The 19,696-nt window shown below is 47.4% G+C and carries 12 protein-coding genes; 7 read left to right on the top strand and 5 right to left on the bottom strand.

Features of this window, described 5'->3' with window-relative positions:
• Positions 1–88: 88 nt before the first annotated feature.
• Positions 89–1,621, bottom strand: a complete 1,533-nt coding sequence (gene guaA / locus D3H65_RS18080) for a glutamine-hydrolyzing GMP synthase (protein ID WP_119051655.1) — start codon at positions 1,619–1,621, stop codon at positions 89–91.
• Between the two features lie 122 nt (positions 1,622–1,743).
• Here guaA and D3H65_RS18075 point away from each other — a divergent pair, with 122 nt between their 5' ends.
• Complete coding sequence (locus tag D3H65_RS18075; protein WP_119051654.1) at positions 1,744–2,466, top strand: head GIN domain-containing protein; 723 nt, start codon at positions 1,744–1,746, stop codon at positions 2,464–2,466.
• Between the two features lie 92 nt (positions 2,467–2,558).
• Here D3H65_RS18075 and pbpC read toward each other — a convergent pair whose 3' ends face one another.
• Positions 2,559–4,901: a penicillin-binding protein 1C gene (pbpC, locus tag D3H65_RS18070; protein WP_119051653.1), complete on the bottom strand. Its 2,343-nt coding sequence runs from the start codon at positions 4,899–4,901 to the stop codon at positions 2,559–2,561.
• Positions 4,902–5,164: 263 nt separating this feature from the next.
• Between pbpC and D3H65_RS18065 the strand changes: the two genes are divergently transcribed.
• From D3H65_RS18065 to D3H65_RS18050, 4 genes are all read left to right on the top strand, one after another.
• Positions 5,165–6,163: a PDDEXK nuclease domain-containing protein gene (locus tag D3H65_RS18065; RefSeq protein WP_119051652.1), complete on the top strand. Its 999-nt coding sequence runs from the start codon at positions 5,165–5,167 to the stop codon at positions 6,161–6,163.
• 343 nt (positions 6,164–6,506) lie between these two features.
• On the top strand, positions 6,507–11,915 hold the full coding sequence (locus D3H65_RS18060; protein WP_119051651.1) for an alpha-2-macroglobulin family protein: 5,409 nt from the start codon (positions 6,507–6,509) through the stop codon (positions 11,913–11,915).
• A gap of 143 nt (positions 11,916–12,058) precedes the next feature.
• On the top strand, positions 12,059–12,889 hold the full coding sequence (locus tag D3H65_RS18055; protein WP_119051650.1) for a sigma-70 family RNA polymerase sigma factor: 831 nt from the start codon (positions 12,059–12,061) through the stop codon (positions 12,887–12,889).
• 70 nt (positions 12,890–12,959) lie between these two features.
• Positions 12,960–13,427 carry a carboxymuconolactone decarboxylase family protein gene (locus D3H65_RS18050; RefSeq protein ID WP_119051649.1) on the top strand — a complete coding sequence of 156 codons (468 nt, stop codon included), beginning with the start codon at positions 12,960–12,962 and terminating at the stop codon, positions 13,425–13,427.
• 41 nt (positions 13,428–13,468) lie between these two features.
• Here the strand turns inward: D3H65_RS18050 and D3H65_RS18045 are convergent, their stop codons facing one another.
• The 3 genes from D3H65_RS18045 to D3H65_RS18035 all read right to left on the bottom strand — a co-directional run bounded on the left by D3H65_RS18045 (position 13,469) and on the right by D3H65_RS18035 (position 17,399).
• On the bottom strand, positions 13,469–14,350 hold the full coding sequence (locus tag D3H65_RS18045) for a toxin-antitoxin system YwqK family antitoxin (protein ID WP_119051648.1): 882 nt from the start codon (positions 14,348–14,350) through the stop codon (positions 13,469–13,471).
• Positions 14,351–14,546: 196 nt separating this feature from the next.
• On the bottom strand, positions 14,547–15,659 hold the full coding sequence (locus D3H65_RS18040; RefSeq protein ID WP_119051647.1) for an energy transducer TonB: 1,113 nt from the start codon (positions 15,657–15,659) through the stop codon (positions 14,547–14,549).
• A gap of 12 nt (positions 15,660–15,671) precedes the next feature.
• Complete coding sequence (locus tag D3H65_RS18035) at positions 15,672–17,399, bottom strand: M14 family metallopeptidase (protein WP_119051646.1); 1,728 nt, start codon at positions 17,397–17,399, stop codon at positions 15,672–15,674.
• A gap of 132 nt (positions 17,400–17,531) precedes the next feature.
• Between D3H65_RS18035 and D3H65_RS18030 the strand changes: the two genes are divergently transcribed.
• Both D3H65_RS18030 and D3H65_RS18025 read left to right on the top strand, forming a co-directional pair.
• On the top strand, positions 17,532–18,395 hold the full coding sequence (locus D3H65_RS18030; protein WP_211345514.1) for an ABC transporter permease: 864 nt from the start codon (positions 17,532–17,534) through the stop codon (positions 18,393–18,395).
• A 2-nt stretch (positions 18,396–18,397) separates the two neighbouring features.
• The gene (locus D3H65_RS18025) at positions 18,398–19,654 is read left to right on the top strand and encodes an ABC transporter ATP-binding protein (protein WP_119051645.1); all 1,257 of its coding nucleotides are present in this window, start codon (positions 18,398–18,400) and stop codon (positions 19,652–19,654) included.
• Positions 19,655–19,696 lie beyond the last annotated feature (42 nt).

Genomic DNA, 19,696 nt, shown 5'->3' with positions numbered 1-19,696 from the left:
CTTCCACAATATTCCTATAGCTGCAGGCAATAACGCTCTGTGCAGTACAGATATTTTATTGTATTCACAAGGATTATGACCAAGACGGTTACTCCCACTCAATCGTTGCAGGGGGCTTGCTGCTGATATCGTATACCACCCGGTTGATCCCTTTCACATTATTAATGATATCATTCGAAATATATGCCAGAAAATCGTAGGGAAGGTGTGCCCAGTCGGCTGTCATGCCATCCACGGAGGTAACGGCCCTCAGGGCTACGGTGAACTCATAGGTACGCTCATCGCCCATTACGCCTACGCTTTTCACCGGCAGGAGGATGGCGCCGGCCTGCCATACCTGGTCGTACAGGTGGTGGTCTTTTAAGCCTTGAATATAACGGTCATCGGCTTCCTGGAGCAATTGTACTTTATCGGGGGTGATCTCTCCCAGGATACGAATGGCTAAGCCAGGGCCCGGGAAAGGATGACGATTTAACAAATTAGCAGGGATTCCCAGCTCTGCGCCTACGCGGCGTACCTCGTCCTTAAACAGGGAGCGGAGGGGTTCTACGAGTTCCAGGTGCATGATATCGGGTAATCCGCCTACGTTGTGGTGTGATTTAATGGTTACGGAAGGACCATGAACGGATACGCTTTCAATCACATCGGGGTAAATGGTACCCTGACCCAGTAAACCGACGCCTTCCACTTTTTTGGCTTCCTCCTGGAAAACATCAATAAAGAGCTTGCCAATTACCTTGCGTTTGGCTTCAGGATCTGTTTTGCCTTTCAGCTCTCGGTAGAATAGTTCTTTGGCGTCAATACCTTTTACATTGAGGCCGATGGTTGCATAGGTGTCGAGTACCTGCTGGAATTCATTTTTGCGCAATACGCCATTGTCTACGAAAATGCCATACAGGCGGTCGCCGATGGCTTTGTGAATAAGGGTTGCTGCTACGGTGGAATCCACACCGCCGCTCAATGCCATGATCACTTTACGGTCGCCAATCTGCTTTTTAAGGGCAGCTACGGTGTCGGTAACAAAGTGGGCAGAGGTCCAATCCTGCTTGCAGCCACAAATATTGACGAGGAAATTCTTTAAAATCTTTTTGCCTTCGATAGAGTGGTATACTTCGGGGTGAAACTGTACACAATACAGGGGCAGTTCGGTTCCATTCTTTTTGAAAGCAGCATAGGGGATGCTTTCGGTGGTGGCCAATACTTCAAAGCCGGCGGGGAGGTCGAGCACGGAGTCGGCATGACTCATCCATACCTGGCTATTATCAGTTACATCTTTCAATAAGATGTCTTCTTTTTCCTTGGTCATCAGGGCACGGCCATACTCTCTTTTGTTGCTGTTGGCTACGCGGCCGCCATATTGTTTGGCGGTGAGCTGTGCACCATAGCAAACACCCAGCACGGGTAATTTCTGGTGCAGGCTTTCTACATCCACTACCGGGGCATTGGCATCGTTGACCGAGAAGGGTGAGCCCGACAAAATAATACCCTTTAAGGAGGGATCAAATTCAATTTTGTGGTGGTAGGGGACTATTTCACAATAAACGCTGGCCTCGCGGACGGCCCTGGCAATCAATTGAGTATACTGGCTGCCGAAATCGAGAATGAGAATCTTTTCCGTCATGGTGGTGCGAAGGTAATAAATTTCAGGTTTATGGAATGTTGTAACGTTTGCTAATCTCTTGCGTCTAATCATGAAAATCACCGAATAAATCGGCATTTTTGTCAGGCCAAACCACCTAACACATGAAAAAACTCATTTTTATTCTTTGCGCTGTTAATGCGCTGGTATTGTCTTCCTGCGATTTTGTAGCCGGTAAACGGGTCAAGGGGAATGGGAATGTACAAACGGTAGACCGCCCGGAAACGGGTTTTGAAGGCATCGTAGGGGGCAGCAATTTTGACACCTATGTAGGCATTGGGCCTTATTCGGTAAAGATAGAAGCGGAGGAAAACATCATCCCTTATATAGAGACCTTTGTGGATAATGGGGTGCTCCGGATCGAAACGAAAGACGGTTTCTGGCTGAAGCCACGCCGGGCGGTCAAGATCACTGTGACTGCTCCCCGTCTTACCAGGATCCACTCCAGCGGAAATGGCAATATTATCAGTACTACCAAGCTCACTGATTCATCCCGGATCGATCTGCGGGTGACGGGCAATGCAGAAATGAAAGTAGAAGTAGATGCGCCTGAGATCGAAGCGGAGCTTACGGGCAATGGTGGTATTGAGGTGAAGGGGCTTGCCCGTAACTTCAATTGTAAAACCACGGGCAACGGTCATATTGAGGCGATGGACCTGCAAACGGAATCTACCAAAGTAGAGATATTCGGCAATGGCAATGCCAACGTGAATGCCAGTGTAAAACTGGATGTGCGGATCGGTGGTAATGGGGATGTACGCTATAAAGGCAGTGCGCAGACCTCTACGCATATAACGGGCAATGGGAGTTTGAAGAAAGTTGATTAGTACAAGTCTGTAGTTAATAGTTTAGAACTACTGGTAGAAGCCTGACTATACAGGTTTTTGCCAGTAGTTTTTTATTGAATGGGTGTTCCCTTTTACATATTCACATACTTTACGGTGATCCAAACATCCCTGTTGCGGCCTTTATCGTCGGTACAGGAAATTTTGACGGGGCCTTCTTCGGGGATAAAGAATTGTTTGGTCTTTGCTTCTGCAGTTTTATAGAACTTGTTGTTGATATACCAATAGACTTTGCTGACATCATTGCCTGTTTGGCAGGTGAGTTGTAATGGCTCGGGGTGTTTGCTGCTGATGAGGTATTCGGCGCCATGACGTGGAGCGGTGATAGCGGGAGCGCCTCCTGCAAATACTTTTTCACAATTGGGATTGTGGATGGGTATTTTCTCATAGGCGATGTGGTGCTCGTCGTAGTATTGCTGCATTTCGGCGGATACGGTTTTATACCATTTCTTTTTATAGCCGGCCTGGGGCATACAGATCCTGCAATAAGCCAATTTTTCATCTGGTGAAATCATCACTTCCTGCATATTGTTGCAGGGGGCGGTGGAAGAGATCAGGGGAATAAAGAAATCGGTTACGGTATTGTGGCAGTGTTCACCGGGCACCATGCCGGTCTCTGAACACACGATGCGGCTTTCACAATCTTTCGGCTGGGTGAACCATTCCTGGTCGCTGTCATAGTCGATGGTATTGAAAACTTTGAAGAGAAGCGGGGTGGCCACATTGGCGCCGCTGAGTTCGGGAATACCGAGGGCCGAGAAATTCCCCACCCAAATCCCTACTGTATAATTCTTATTGTATCCAATGCTCCAGGCATCGCGGCGACCGTAGGAGGTGCCTGTTTTCCAGGCAATTTTGGGCATGTGCTCGGTGCTTTGCCAGTTGAGGGGGAAATCGGGCCGGTTTACTTTGGACAGGATCTCATTGATCATAAAGGTGGCAGCAGGGCTCATGACGGTATAACCCTTTTGGCTGCCTGCTTCTTCCGTGGCAGGGGCTCCGTCCACGGACCTGGTATATTGGGGTTTGAAATACTTGCCTTCGTGGGCAAAAGAGCTGTATAGTCCTGTCAGTTCTTCGAGTGTGGCGCCACAGCCTCCCAATATGAGTGACAAGCCCAGTTTCTTTTGGTCTTTTTTGATCTGCCGGAAATCACAGGCGGCCAGCTTTTGCACCAGCTTATCTTTTCCAAACATCTTCAATCCTTTTACTGCGGGTATGTTGAGGGAGTGTTCCAGTGCATATTCCATGGTGACATAGCCATTGAACTGCTTATCGTAATTTTCGGGGGCATATCCTTCATAATTGACGGCCACATCGGTGATCACGGCTTTGGGTGTCATGAGGCCTTCATCCATACACAGGCCGTACAGCAAGGGTTTGAGGGTGCTGCCGGGTTGGCGGATGGCGGCGGCACCATTGACCTGTCCGGCATCCAATGTATCATAAAACCCTGAGGAACCAATATAGGTGACTACTTTATGGGTTTGGTTATCGATGATGACAACGGCTGCATTGCGGATATTTTTCAGGCGCAGGGAGCGTGCATAATCTTCTACTAATTTCTCGACCCGGGTTTGGGTGTTCATTTCGATATTGGTGGCGATGATATCGCCGCCCTGTTTGCGGAGGCGCCATGCCAGGTGAGGGATCAGTTTGGGCACTACATCGCGGGTAGCGTTGAGGGGCTCGCTGAGGGCATCCTGTATTTCTTTTTCGGTAAATACTTTGTCGGCGGCAAACTTCCTGAGCCAGCGGTTACGCTCTTTTACGATGAGGTCATTGTTTTTGCCCATTACCAGGGAGGAAGGCCGGTTGGGGATGATGGACAAGGCGGTGATCTCGGCCAGGGAAAGGTGATCGGGGTTTTTATTGAAGTAGAGGGTGGAGGCGCTTTTTACACCTTCAATATTGCCGCCGTATGGCACCAGGTTGAGGTAAAGTTGCAATATCTCATCCTTGGAGTATTTCCATTCCAGTTCAAAAGCCCGGAATATTTCTATGAATTTATTGAAATAGGTTCTGCGTTTGGGTTCCAGTGCGCGGGCCACCTGCATGGTAATGGTGCTTGCGCCGGACGTGCGTTTGAGGCGAAAGACATTCTTGGCCATGGCCCGCCCGATGGCCAGGAAGTTGACGCCGGGATGGTAATAGAAATACTGGTCTTCCTTTTCGATGATGGTCTTGCGCAGCAGGGGGGATATTTCATCGAGGCTGGTCTTCATGCGCCACTTTTCATCTTTGGTGAGGAAGGCATGAACGACTTCGCCTTTGCTGTCGGTGATGATGGTGGAATACTCTACCTGATCGGGTAGGGGAAACAACCATTGGAGCAGTAGGAAAAGCAGGAACAGGCCGCCACTGGCGATCAATAACCATTTACCTGCTTTTTTTAGTTGGCCCCGGATGTTTTTCACGGGATAAAGATATTGTCTTCCGGATTACAACAAAATGTACAGTTGTGTTAAAAGAGTTTGGGTTGGGTTCTAATTAGTGAGACACTGTCTCACTAATTGGTTTCTTCCTGGTGGTTTTCCGAAAGATTTATCCAAGCTGAGAATTGTTTAGCAATCAATAAATCCAACGGGTAAGTATTTGCGTAAGTAGACCTGCTTTCCTAAATAAATTAGCATCGTGCCCAGCCAAATGATTCATTGATTAACATAAATAATCATTCGGTATGGAATTACAGCACCAGTATAAACAACTCATCACAAGCATTGGACAACTGCTAATTGCCGGCAGGGAGAAAGCGGCACAACAGGTTAATACCATCCTGGTACAGACCTATTGGGAAATTGGCCGTCATATAGTTGAATATGAACAACAGGGCAATGAAAAGGCTGAATATGGCTCCCGTTTATTCGAAAGGCTTTCCAAAGATCTCACGCAAGCTTACGGAAAAGGATTTGGCAGGTCTAACTTGCAGTATATTAGGAAGTTGTATCTTAGTTTTCAAATATGCGGGACAGTGTCCCGCAAATTGACATGGAGTCATTATTATGAAATATTGAAGGCAGATTCTGAACTGGAAATAGGCTTTTACGCCAAACAATGTGAAAAGGAAAAATGGAGTGTAAGGGAATTGAAAAGACAGATGAAATGCATGCTTTTTCACCGGTTGGCTGTTAGTACAGACAAGGAGGGGATACTTAAATTGGCTAACCAGGGCCATGAGGTACACCAGGCGGAAGATCTTTTAAGAGACCCATTTGTGCTTGAATTCCTTAATATCCCGGAGCAGCATCAATACCTGGAGAGTGAACTGGAGGAGAAGCTGATCAATAATCTACAACAGCTTTTTCTTGAACTGGGTAAGGGGTTTGCTTTTATTGCCAGGCAATACCGGATGAGTATTGGGGGCAAGCATTTCCGTGTTGATTTGCTTTTTTACCACAGAATACTCAAATGCTTTGTATTGATAGACCTGAAACGTGGTGAAATAGAGCATACAGATATAGGGCAAATGAATCTTTATATCAATTATTTTAAGAAAGAAGAGGCTACTGAGGGCGACAATGAGCCAATAGGCATATTGCTGGGCGCTTATAATGACCAGGTGCTGGTAGAATATGCAACCGGAAGTATCACCAATAAAGTACTATTGGGCAAATACCAGCTTTATTTGCCCGATAAGGCACAACTGCAAAAGGCATTGAATAAATTGCTGGAAGTATAAAAATACGAATTAACAAATCCTTATCGGATGCAATTTGCAAATGCCATTGCCCGTTATGTATCTTTCGTATGAAATCATTTTTATGTTTTCGTCCACCATCCCTCCTTAGCTTTTCATTTTTATTTATTGGTTCCGGTTACAAAGGTTTTTCAACCGGAGATGATACAACGGCCGACTCGCCTGTTGAAGGCAGTGGGCTGTATGATCATCATAGATATGCCCTCGTTTCTCATGGTATTCCGGGATATTCCGGATATAACCTTTAACGAACGCTGGGTAATCGGCTATATTTTGTACTTTTCCCCCGCTTTTCCTTAACCATCACGTTTAATGTTAACCCTTTATGCGTAAACAATCGTTGGCCTTAACAACCGTATTGGTTGTTATTTTTTTGCTCGCCTGTAATCGGAGTATTGTAAACCTCGATTATACAAATGCCAAAGGCGAAGTGCAGTCGCTGGGCAACCTGGTATTCCGTTTTGATAAGTCGCTGGTAGCAGATTCGCTGCTGAACCAGTGGGATTCTACTGATTATATCAGCTTTGAACCGAAGATACCGGGGCGTTTTCGGTGGGAATCACCGGATCAACTGGTATTCTCGCCTTCCAGGCCTTTACCACCGGCTACCAGTTTCAAGGCTAAGCTAAATAGTGATATTCTCCAACACAGTAAATATGGTAAGATCGGCAAGGCAGATGAGATCAGCTTCACCACGCCCTACCTGCAACTGGACAATACGAATGTGACCTGGACGCTGGCGGATGAACGCAGCACTACGGCAGTACCGCAGGTAGACCTGTATTTCAATTACCCGGTAAATCCTGCCACGATCAAGGAAAAGATGAAGCTGGAGATAGGCGGCAAAGCTGCCAGCTATGATGTGCTTACGCTGAGCAATGACAGCAAAGTTTCTTTACGCATATTGGGCATCAAAGCAGAAGACAAGGACCTGGACGCCAAGGTAACGCTGGATAAAGGGCTGGTGCCGGATGGTGGCACGAATGGTACAAAAGAGGCCATTGAGAATAAGCTGATCATCCCATCACCCTTCAATCTTAGTATTAATGACGTGACGGCGGAACATGATGGTACGGGCGGTACGGTGTATGTGCGTACCAGCCAGCAGGTGGTGATGGAGAACATCGGTTCCCGGATACAATTTGATCCGGCGGTTAAGTTTACGGTAGCACAAACGGATGATGGTTTCAGCATCAACAGTGAAAGTTTTGATGCGGATAAAACCTATAGCATTACGATCGGTAAGGGGCTGCGCGGCCGCATTGGTGGCGTGCTGCGGGAAGAGTACAAAGGCAATGTAGCTTTTGGTGAGCTGGAACCCTCGCTCAGCTTTGGCAATAGTAAAGGGGTATACCTTTCTTCGAAAGGCAGTCAGAATATAGAAGTGAAGATCATCAACATACCTAAGGTAAAAGTGATCATCTCGAAGATCTATGAGAGCAACCTGTTGTTTGCGCAGCGTTATGGTTATTATCCAAAAGACGCACGCAACAGTTCGGATGATGAAGGAGAGTATTATGAGGACGATTATGGCAGCGGTGGCGACCTATCGGTGGGTGATGTGGTCTACGAAAAAGAGATCGATACGCGCTCGCTGCCCAAATTTGGCAACAGCCGTCTGTTTACGTTCAATGTGGAGGACCGCTTACCGGATTTCAAAGGCATTTATCATATCAAGATACGGTCGGCTACGGATTACTGGGTGACGGACAGCCGGTTTATATCCAAATCGGACCTGGGGCTGATCGCCAAGGAAGGGAAGGACAAGATATTCGTATTTGCCAATTCGATCAAAACAGCGGAAGCGGTAAATGGGGTGAATGTGATCGCCTATGGCAATAACAACCAGGTGCTGGGTATGGGTACCACAAATGCAGAGGGTGTGGCAGAACTGGCGTTGGCACGTAAGGAGTTTGCGGGTTTCCGTCCGGCGATGATCATTGCCAAAACAGGGGATGATTTTAATTACCTGCCTTTCAATAATACAAGGGTGAATACTTCCCGCTTTGAGGTAGGGGGTAAACGCAGCAACAGCACGGGCATGGATGCTTTCATTTATGCGGAGAGGGATATTTACCGCCCCGGTGAGAAGGTCAACTTCTCGGTGATCCTGCGGGACAGGTTGTGGAAGTCGCCCGGAGAGTTGCCGGTAAAGATGAAGTTCCTGATGCCGAATGGTAAGGAGCTAAAAACATTCCGTAAAAACCTGAATGCACAGGGCTCGCTGGAAGCGGATGTGGATATCGCCACATCGGCCATTACGGGCAGCTATACATTAGAAGTGTATACCTCCAATGATGTGTTGCTGGGCAGTAAGAATTTCAGCATCGAGGAGTTTGTACCTGACAGGATCAAGGTAGCTGCCAAACTCGACAAACCTTTCCTGTTGCCAGGGCAAACAGGCACTTTGAGTATCAATGCGGTTAACTTCTTTGGTCCACCGGCGGCCAACCGCAATTACGAAGCAGAAATACAGGTAAAACAGAAATACTTTAGCCCCAAGAAATATAACCGGTTCAATTTCTCGATCCAGAACCAGGGGATATCTTTCGAAAAGGATGTAAAAGAAGGTAAAACGGATGACAATGGCAATGCTACGATGAGCTATGAAGTACCGGAGTTGTATGCGAATAAAGGGCTGCTGCAGGCTACGTTCTATGCTACGGTATTTGATGAAACAGGCCGGCCTGTAAGCCGCAGCACTTCTGCCGATATCTTTACGCAGCAGGTGTATTTTGGTGTGGGCAGTGACGGCTATTGGTATTATCCGCTCAACCAGTCGATCAAATTTCCGCTGATCGCATTGGACAGAAACGAGGGCATTGCCAATGGCGCCAAAGCAGAGATCAAAGTGATCAAGCATGAATACCGCACTATATTAAGGAAAGAGGGTAGTTACTTCCGCTATGAATCGCAGCAGGATGATAAGGTGGTAGCGCAGCAGGTGCTGGCGGTGAATGGTGAGAATACAGCTTTCTCTTTTGTGCCCCGCTCTCCCGGCAATTATGAAATGCGGGTGGCGATACCGGGCGCATCGAGCTATGTAAGCCGCAGCTTCTACAGCTATGGCTCCTGGGGTGGCGACAATAGCTCCTTTGAAGTGGATACAGAAGGTAATATCGATATCAGCATGGATAAATCGGCCTATCAGACGGGAGAAAGCGCCAAGGTATTGTTTAAAACTCCTTTTAGCGGCCGTATGCTGGTGACCATGGAAACGGATAAAGTGGTCTCTTATCAATACGTGAATGTGGAGAACCGCACTGCCTCTGTGGACCTGAAACTGACCCCTGATCATTTGCCCAATGTATATGTGACGGCTACGTTGATCAAGCCACATGATGTAAGTGAAATACCGCTTACGGTAGCGCATGGCTTCCAGAGCATCAGGGTGGAAGAAACGGATCGTAAAATAGCGGTTACGATTGAAGCGCAGAAAGCTGTTCGTTCGCGCACACATCAGAAGGTGACGGTAAAGGCCAAGCCGGGCAGCTTTGTTACGCTGGCTGCGGTGGATAATGGGGTATTGCAGGTGAGTGATTTCAAAACACCGGATCCTTATGGTTATTTCTATGCACCCAAATCGCTGGAAGTGCAGGCTTATGATATGTACCCGCTGTTGTTCCCTGAACTAAGGGCGCGATTGAGCAGTACGGGTGGTGACGGTGATCTGGAAATGAACAAGCGTACGAACCCGATGCCTGCCAAGCGGATTAAGATCGTTTCTTACTGGAGTGGTATTGCCAAAGCAGATGGCAGTGGTAATGCCAGCTTTGAATTTGATATTCCGCAGTTCAGTGGAGAAGTACGGCTGATGGCGGTGGCCTATAAAGATGAGAGTTTTGGCAGCAGTGAAAGCGCCATTACGGTGGCTGATCCGCTGGTACTGAGTACGGCGCTGCCCAGGTTCCTGAGCCCGGGCGATACGGCTACTGTGCCGGTGATTATTACGAATACCACGGCCAAGAGTACTTCAGCAACTGCTACGCTGTCGGTGAGTGGACCGCTTAAAGTGGTAGGAGACAGCAAACAATCGGTGTCGTTGAATGCCAATAGTGAAAGCCGTGCGGTATTCCAGGTGGTGGCTGCACCGGCTGTCAATGTAGGCAAAGTATCTGTGGAAGTGCAGGGATTGGGCGAGAAGTTTACGGATGAAACGGAGATCAGTGTGCGGCCTGCTTCGCCTTTGCAGGTGGTAACAGGAGCGGGTAGTCTTACAGGCGGCAATACGCAACGGATCAATATACCATTGAATGATTTCATGGCGGGTAGTGCGGATTACCAATTGGTGGTAAGCCGCAGTCCTGCGCTGGAACTGGGTAAACAATTGCGTTACCTGGTGCAATATCCTTATGGCTGTACGGAGCAAACGGTGTCGGCGGCCTTCCCGCAATTGTATTACGATGATATGGCGCAGCAAATGCAGACAAAGCAAGCGGGTAATTCAGGAGCCAACTGGAATGTACTGGAAGCGATCCGTAAGATCAAGCTGCGCCAGCTGCGCACAGGTGGTGTGACGTTGTGGGATGGGGAAGGCACGGAGCAGTGGTGGACCTCTATATATGCTGCTCACTTCCTGATAGAAGCGCAGAAAGCGGGTTTTGATGTGGACAAGAGTTTGCTGAATGGTCTCACCAGCTTTATGAATAACCGCCTCCGGGATAAAGAGACGATCAACTATTATTATAATCAGAAAGAGCAGAAGAAAATAGCGCCCAAAGAGGTTGCTTACAGCCTGTATGTGTTGGCATTGGCGGGCAAGCCTAATGTTTCGACGATGAACTATTATAAGGCTAATCCGGCATTGTTGAGCCTGGATGGAAAATACCTGTTGGGGGTAGCGTATGCGATTGCGGGGGATAAAGCCAAGTTCAGGGAATTGTTGCCTACCTCCTTTACGGGAGAAGTGTCGGTGGCGCAAACGGGTGGCAGTTTCTATTCGGATATCCGGGATGAAGCGGTTTCCTTAAATGCGCTGCTGGATGTTGATCCGGGCAACCCGCAAATACCTATCATGACGGCGCATGTGGCCAAGCAGCTCAAACAACGTACCTGGTATAGTACGCAGGAGTGTTCTTTCAGCTTCCTGGCGCTGGGCAAGCAGGCGCGGGCGGCGAATAAGGCCACGGTGACAGCGGAGGTGAAGGTAAATGGTAAAACGGTAGGCAAAGCGGAGGCAAATACGCTGAAATTAAATGCGCAGCAACTGGGTAACAATAATGTAGAGATCACGACTAAAGGAGAGGGAAGGCTCTATTACTTCTGGCAAAGTGAAGGGATCAGTGTGAGCGGCAGCTATAAGGAAGAGGACAATTACATCCGGGTGCGCCGTAAATTCTTTGACCGTTATGGCCGGGTGGTGACAGGGAATACCTTTAAGCAGAATGATATGGTGGTCGTGCAGATCACCCTGGAAAAGGCCTATAATGGTGATGTGGAGAATGTGGTGATCACGGATCTGCTGCCGGCTGGTTTTGAAATAGAGAATCCCCGCACGAAAGAGATACCGGGTATGGACTGGATCAAGGATGGGCATACGCCTACGTACCTGGATGTGCGGGATGACCGTATCAACCTGTTTGTAGACCTGACCAGCTCGCGCCAAACATACTATTATGCGGTGCGGGCGGTATCGCCCGGATTGTACAAGATGGGACCTGTAAGTGCGGATGCGATGTATAATGGGGAGTACCATTCTTATAATGGGGCAGGGGTTATCAGGGTGACGCAGTAATTATTAATTGAACTATATTATTCAAACGCAAGAGCGATTGCCCCCGGCAGTCGCTCTTTGTGTTTACAAACTCCTAATGCCTGAGTGGGCCTCCCTCGTGTTTTACATTTCCGTCCTATCTTTGCTTTCTTATCGGCATTTGTATGGAGGAATTTAGACCGCTACTGATCACCTACGCCTATAATATTCTTGGTTCGCTGGAAGAGGCCAAAGACATTGTGCAGGATGCCTTCCTGAAATTCATGGACATAGACAGCAGCAAGATTGATGATAAACGAAACTACCTTATCCGTACTGTTGTTAACCTCTCTATCAATGCCAAGAAGCGGCAGCAGAAACTGGTAGGGGAATATCCCGGTCCCTGGTTGCCGGAACCAGTAGCGACAGAAAAGGCCGACGGCGGGATCATGCAGAAAGAAGTGTTGTCATACTCGCTCATGGTACTCATGGAAAAGCTCAATGCCCGGCAAAGAGCGGTATTCATCCTCAAAGAGGCATTTGATTATGAGCATGAAGAGATTGCCGAAGTATTGGATATCAGTGTAGAAAATTCCAGGAAGCTGTTGAGCCGGGCCAGGGAACAGCTGCAAAAAGGCACGCCGGTGGCGCATAAACCTGCGGAAACAGCTGCTATTGATAAATATTTGAATGCGATCCAACAAGGGAATACGCACGAGTTGGAGCAATTATTTCACGATGAGATCGTGCTGTTGTCGGACGGCGGTGGGAAAGCGATCGCTGCTACGCGGCCACTGGTTGGTATTAAGGCAGTTACCAGCTTCCTCATGGGAGTCTATGCCAAAAACTACCAGTTTGCGCGAATTGAAAAGGGGACGGTTAACCATGAGCCGGCCTTGTTGTACTATTTTGATAACGTACTGGTTACTTGTCAGATCTTCTCCATCCGGGATGGGCAGGTAGACAATTTCTATTTTATGCGTAATCCTGATAAGCTAAAAGAACTTCAAAAATAATTACGGAAACCTGTCACGTTTTTCTTTCCTGTTTTGTTTTCTATGTATAAAATCATCAAAACAAAATTATATGGAAAGGATCTCTTTTTCAGAAATGCCCGAAGGTCTGTACCAGGTATTGGCGCAAGGGGAAGCTTATATTGCTAAATCAGGTATTGATAAGACGCTGATACACCTCATCAAGATGCGTGTATCCCAAATTAATAGTTGTGCTTATTGCATTGATATGCATTACAAAGAAGCGGTTCATGCAGGAGAAACACCGCTGCGGATCATTTCTGTATCGGCCTGGCGTGAAACACCTTACTATACGCCCCAGGAACAAGCTGTACTGGCATTCGCCGAAACGCTTACGCATATGAAGGCTGAAGAGCACAGTGATCATATTCATGATGACCTGAACAAGTATTTTAGCAAGCAGGAGATCGCCTATCTTACACTCGCTGTTATTCAGATCAATTCCTGGAACAGGCTTACGCGTTCAACCGGTGTAGTACCTGGAAACTATCAGGTGAAAGAAAAGGCTGCGGCGCATTAATGGTAATGGATGTACGAGTAGTAGTCAATAATTATTGATTATTACTCGTTTTCTTTTATCCGCTTGCTGGCTGTTTCTTTTCCCCGTCTGTTGTAGGTTTTTACACCAATGAGTTTTCCTGCTATGGTATAGTATTTCCAGCTGTCCTGCCTGAGCCCGCGGTGGTAAGCGCCGGTGGAGCGCATGGCGCCGCTGTTGAGGAATTCCACCCATACGCCTTCCCGGAGGCCATTGGCATACAATCCTGAATCTTTCACCTTGCCGTCGGGGTAATAATTCATGTACAATCCGTGGTGCACACACTCTGTAAATGGAGGTAAGTAAGGGTGAAAACCGCTCTGTATATTTTGTTCTACGCGGTCTTCCAATGAACGGGGTGATGCGAGATGAGGATCTGCTGCATTCATGGCCAGGGTAATGTAGGAGTAAACGGGCGTGAGCAATTGCCATGCATAGGAGGGGTCGGTTTTCGCGATATCGGTAATGGCAAAAAAAGTAGCTTTTGACTGGCGGCGGGGTAATTCGTCTTTTATGCGGAGCAACATGGAAGCACTGTAGGTACGAATAGAACGGGGACTTCCATTGCTGTACCAGCTTTTCCATTCACCGTCGGGTACATTGCGTACCAGTCTTCCGGAATCACAAAGCTGCTGAGGATGATACCAGCTCATCCAATTGCCATGAAGCCGGCCACGTTTAAAGCCTCCGGCAAACAGGGTATCACCATTGGAAGTGAAAGCGGTGATGAGGCTTTGCTGGCGGTGTTTTTTATCGATGATCAGCGAGGAGGTGGTGTGTGGAGGTGGGTGCAAACCAATTGGTATCAACAAAGATCTGGAAGCAACGGGCGTATTGTGCTGGGCCTTTGTGTGGGAGACAGCCAGTAAAGCCCATACTGTAGGTATGAGTACATATATTTTCATGACAATGACAAGCTGTTACAAGCATAAAGTTACTACAGGCTGCTATTGTATGAACGTTTGTAATAAAAGATTAATGTCTTTCTAATTCAGTTACAGGAAGAAATGGTGAGCAGGGTGCTTTTCTTCCACAAGAAGATGGATGATCTTTAATGATAATGTGTGGTTGTGGGCAGTGTTTTTTATACAGGCATTATACTTATCGAAAAAAAGGAACTGCATACCGCATGGTTTGGGCAATTGGGCGGTTGTGTGAAACCGCAGGGGACCATTTGAGTGCATTGAAAAACTTCATGACAGCCATGGCCATGAGCTTGTGTGGAGTATCCAATACCTTCAGGTCTACGAGCTCTCCTTCTTTGGTGATGGTATACTCTATGATCACTTTGCCTTGAATATCTGCGTAAGCAAGCTCTTGGGGCCAGTAAATATTGTCTAATACATATTTATCAAAATCCATGAATTTGCCCAGCGCCACGGGAGGTTTTTGGAGCGGGCAGGTGTTGCCTGAAAAGGCACCCTGTTCATCATAGCATTCCAGGGCGGCTACTTTATTCTTTACGTATTTTTCTTTGGTGCTGCGGATGCCGCTCTCACGGAAAAATTCCCATTCACCTTCCTGTTGGCCGTTGACATAAGCGCCCGTTGATTCCATTTGGCCATTGGCATACCAGTATTTCCAAATGCCTTGCTTGTGATTGAATTTATAAGCGCCAGAATCTTGTAACTGGCCGGTTGGGAAATACCTTAAGGCGGTACCGGACAATACACCAATGCTTGTATCGCCTGCTAACATAGATGGACGCTTTAAGTTGGGATTTACCAAGGCGCGGGCTACTGTTTTAATATTGGAGGAATCCTGGTAATGCAGGATGGCAGTCAATTGACCTTCTTCATTCCAGGTATACCATTCGCCGGATTGGTAATTATTGACATAAAAGCCTGAATCTTTTATCTGGCCATTGGTATACCATGATCTGAAGGCGCCTTGCTTTATATTATTGATAAAGTATGCTTCTACGGCTTTTATCTTGTGGGGATGATAGAGGGTAAAAGGGCCATCTTTGATAGTGAGCTTTTCATCGAGGAAATAAGCTCTTAATAAAATATTCGTATCGGGGTACACGGATACCACCAGCCAATGATCACGTTCCCGCACAGCCATGGCCGCGAAGTCCATATTGGTTTTATTGGTAAAAGACAGGTGGTTGTCGAGGTATTTGCGTACAGAGTCGCGTTGTTTCTTTTGTGCAAAGCCGCTGATGGCAAAGCCGAGCAATGCAAACAGGAGAAAGTAACATTTATACTTCATAGACTACATCTTCTATTTAACAATTCTGTACACGGGATACTGCATATGGGCTGGTTCATAAAAAGGGGAGTTCCTGTATACAAAATCCAGTTGTGCTGCTGCACTTTTGACCAGGGCAGTATCGGTTGCTTTCTTTTCTTCCAGTTTTGTTTTGAGGTCGGGGTGTTCTTTCAGGTATTGGGCTGCAATGTCCTCAAAGGCATAGCCACTAAACCCTTCTTTTTGTCCGAGTATGCCATCGAAGTAATTCCAGGCAAAGTAGGAGTCATCACCCTGCGGCTCCAGTACTTCCACCAGGAAACGGTTGGCTACCTGGTTCATGGGAATGTAGTAATCACCTTTGCGGAAGGCTACTTTCCGGAGGCTGGTGCTCACCTTCACATCGCTATTCATATGGTGCATTTCATAAGGGCGGGGCGCTGATTTGTAATCTTCAATACGATAGGCTTCTACTTCAATAAGGGTATCTTTTGCCAATGGGGTCATTTGCACCTTATTGAGTTTGAGTAGGTCGATCACTTTCCACCATCCCTGTGGAATGATATAGGCAGCTGGTTTTTTGATGGTGGTCTTTGCGTCGAAATAGTTGTAGTACTTCAGTTCTTTTTCGTAGGGTTTGGTGCGGTCGTAAAACAGTCTGGGCAGGCCTGATACATCGCTGGGTTTGCGGGTGGCCTCAAATCCTTTGAAGGTAACGGTAGCGGATTTACTTCTGTCAAGGACCCAGCTAACGGGGAAATCTGTTTGTTGCTTTACGGATTGTTTGGTTTGCTCGCGCAATTGTTTGATGGTGGAGCTGTTCTTAGCGGTGAAGGCAATAAAGCTTTCCATCAATGCGTAGGTGGACTCTACACGCTGCTCATAGGTTTTGAGCATATGTGTTTCCGGCACAAAAGCAAAGGTATGCCAAAGGGTAGCGTAGCCGCTGCTGTAGCGGGGGCCGTCAAAATAAGCGGTAAGGCCCATATCTGGGGTGCCGCCTCCAAAACTCACATAGGGTACCAGGTCGTAGCCTTTCTCTTTCATCAGTCCATACATGCCTGGTTCGAATTGTTTGTTCATGTATTCGCCCATCGCGCCGCCGAGCTTGCTATGCTGGGAAGTGAGGAGGGTCATGATATGCTGGTAGTCGGCGCCATTGCTCACGTGGTTGTCGACAAAGACATCGGGATCGAGCAAGTGGAATATTTCAGCAAAGGACCTGGCTTCTTTGGAATCTGCTTTGATGAAGTCGCGGTTGAGATCGAGGTTTTGTGAGTTGCCGCGGAAGCCAAACTCTTTGGGCCCGTTCTGGTCTACGCGATAGAAGGGGCTGCGGTTGAGGCAGCCACCGATATTGTATACGGGTATAATGGCCAGTACTACATTGGCGGGCAGGGTCTTTTTATTGGTGACGATATCGCGTACGAGGAGCATGGTGGCATCGATGCCATCGGGCTCGCCGGGGTGGATGCCGTTGTTGATGAGGATAAAACGCTTGTCTTTCTTTTTGAGGCTGGCAATGTCGGTATCCTTATCAGGGCTCACGATAATGAGATGTAACGGAAATCCGGCGTCGCTGGGGCCCATGGCGCGCATGCTGATCTGTGGGAATTTTGCATCGATCATTTTCCACCAGGCTATCGCTTCCTGGTAGGTGGGGGTTTCCTGGAAATTGGATTGTTCGTATTTTGTAGTGATGGTTTGGGCAAAAAGAAGGGTGGGGAGAATGGCACAAAAGAACAGTAGAAGTCTTCTCATTGTATATGGTTGTGCCATAAAAATAAGGAAGCCCTGCATATGAAGGGGCTCCCGAGCCTCTTATTTCACTTAAATTTATGCAGATGTGGATGGTCGGTAATGGTTTATTATCTTTAACCATAATATTTGCTCATGGCATTACAGGCTCGTAAGGATGAAGACTGGGATTGGGAAATTGGCAACCAAAGTAGTTGGAGCAATTGGTCTTTGCATGAATTATGGGCCTACCGCCATTTATTATCACGGCTGATCAGGCGGGACTTCCTGGTCCAATACCAGCAAACCATTTTAGGTCCATTGTGGGTAGTATTACAACCCATTTTGACGCTGGTAGTATATGTGTTGGTGTTTGGAAGGTGGATGGGTATTCAAACCGGGGATACGCCTCCTGTGTTGTTCTTTCTTTGTGGTATTTTGTTGTGGGGCTTGTGTAATGACCTGTTTACGGGCACGGCTTTTATTTTTACTTATTACAGTTATCTCTACAGTAAAGTATACTTTCCCCGGCTGATCATTCCTTTTTCGGTGGCTGGTACACATCTGGCGCGTTTCCTGATTCAGGTGCTGCTGTTGTTGATTGTATTGGCTTATTATTGGATCTGTGGTAATTTTCGGGTCTCATTAAATCCCTGGGTATTTTTTTCACCATTCGTTATACTGCTCACCGCTGCTTTTTCTTTATCGCTGGGTTTAATTTTTTCTATTCTTACTGCCCGGTATCGTGATCTGTCCAATATTGTACACCTGGGTATCCGGCTGTTTATGTTTGTGACGCCGGTGATCTATCCATTGTCGCTGGTGCCGGATAGCATCCGGTGGCTGGTGAATGTCAATCCGCTTACAGCGCTATTTGAGGTGTTTCGCTATGCTTTGCTGGGACAAGGCAGCTTTACGAGTGGGCAATTAATTTATAGCACGGTATCGATATCGATACTGTTAATCTTTTCGCTGGCATGGTTCAATAAGCAGGCGGCCAGGCTGATCGACGTTGTATAAATATGAGTAATATAGTAATTGAAGCTACTGATCTTTCCAAATTATACCGGTTGGGGGTAACGGGTACAGGCTCTTTTCGCCAGGATGCCAAAAGGTGGTGGGCTAAGAAAGTGGTGGAGCGGGAAGATCCCTTTTTTCAGGGCGGGCAGGAGGGGGCTGGTGAAGTATGGGCATTGAAGGATATTAATTTCCAGGTGCGGCAAGGCGATATATGGGGTATTGTGGGTGATAATGGAGCGGGTAAATCAACCCTGCTGAAGATCATATCGCGGATCATACAGCCTACTTCGGGACGAATACGTGGTAAGGGTACGGTTGGCAGCTTGCTGGAAGTGGGCACGGGGTTTCATCCGGAGCTTACGGGGCGTGAAAATGTTTTTATCAGCGGTTACCTGCTGGGTATGAATAAATGGCAGGTGAAGCAAAAGTTTGATGAGATCGTGGCGTTTTCGGGCATTGACAAATTTATAGATACGCCGGTGAAGCGTTATTCTTCGGGTATGTATGTACGGCTGGCGTTTTCCATTGCTGTGCATCTTGAACCGGATATTTTGATCATGGATGAAGTGCTGGCGGTAGGCGATGTAGGCTTTCAGAAGAAATGTCTCGACAAAATGCAGGAGGTGGCCAATGATGGGCGCCGGACGATCTTATTTGTGAGTCATAATATGCAGGCGGTCAATCACCTTTGCCGGCATGCGATGTGGCTGCAGCAAGGTAAAATGGTGGGGATAGGGACTGCTGCGGAGGTGGTAGGTAATTATATTGGCAGCCTGCAGCAGCATAAGTTGCGGCACCAGTGGTATGATATGGCTACTGCGCCAGGCAATGAATATGTGCGCATCCGATCGTTTGAACTGATCCCGGAGTTGAAAGAAGGTGAACAGGTAATTGATATTCGTACGCCACTTACGGTACGGTTTAGTATACAAAATAATCAGCCCGGCGTTTTGCTCAATGCGGGGCTTCACCTGTTTAATTATGCGGGTGAGTGCATATTTGATGTGGCTTCACCGGCAGTGGTGTGCCAGGAAGGACTGGTGGAGGGGGTATGTCAAATACCCGGTAATTTTATGAATGATGGGGCTTATTATTTTTCCCTGATCGTAGTGCGGGATACTTCTATTCCGGTATACTATTATGAAGGGGGAATCCATTTTGAAGTAGCGGATTACCGGGAAAATACGAGCTGGTTTGGTAAATGGAAGGGGGCGGTACGGCCGCAGTTCCCTTTCCGCTTTGGGCCGGGTAGTGAGTAGCATGGAATAAATTATCAGCCAATAATTCTACATTTCAAAAGT

This window comes from Paraflavitalea soli (assembly GCF_003555545.1).
Lineage (GTDB): Bacteria > Bacteroidota > Bacteroidia > Chitinophagales > Chitinophagaceae > Paraflavitalea > Paraflavitalea soli.
This window is presented reverse-complemented; position numbering and strand designations above follow the sequence as displayed.

Bases quoted from the DNA above. Each gene is read 5' to 3' on its own strand.
- guaA (WP_119051655.1), bottom strand. From the start codon at position 1,621: ATGACGGAAAAGATTCTCATTCTCGATTTCGGCAGCCAGTATACTCAA.
- D3H65_RS18075 (WP_119051654.1), top strand. From the start codon at position 1,744: ATGAAAAAACTCATTTTTATTCTTTGCGCTGTTAATGCGCTGGTATTG.
- D3H65_RS18065 (WP_119051652.1), top strand. From the start codon at position 5,165: ATGGAATTACAGCACCAGTATAAACAACTCATCACAAGCATTGGACAA.
- D3H65_RS18060 (WP_119051651.1), top strand. From the start codon at position 6,507: ATGCGTAAACAATCGTTGGCCTTAACAACCGTATTGGTTGTTATTTTT.
- D3H65_RS18055 (WP_119051650.1), top strand. From the start codon at position 12,059: ATGGAGGAATTTAGACCGCTACTGATCACCTACGCCTATAATATTCTT.
- D3H65_RS18050 (WP_119051649.1), top strand. From the start codon at position 12,960: ATGGAAAGGATCTCTTTTTCAGAAATGCCCGAAGGTCTGTACCAGGTA.
- D3H65_RS18045 (WP_119051648.1), bottom strand. From the start codon at position 14,350: ATGAAAATATATGTACTCATACCTACAGTATGGGCTTTACTGGCTGTC.
- D3H65_RS18040 (WP_119051647.1), bottom strand. From the start codon at position 15,659: ATGAAGTATAAATGTTACTTTCTCCTGTTTGCATTGCTCGGCTTTGCC.
- D3H65_RS18035 (WP_119051646.1), bottom strand. From the start codon at position 17,399: ATGAGAAGACTTCTACTGTTCTTTTGTGCCATTCTCCCCACCCTTCTT.
- D3H65_RS18030 (WP_211345514.1), top strand. From the start codon at position 17,532: ATGGCATTACAGGCTCGTAAGGATGAAGACTGGGATTGGGAAATTGGC.
- D3H65_RS18025 (WP_119051645.1), top strand. From the start codon at position 18,398: ATGAGTAATATAGTAATTGAAGCTACTGATCTTTCCAAATTATACCGG.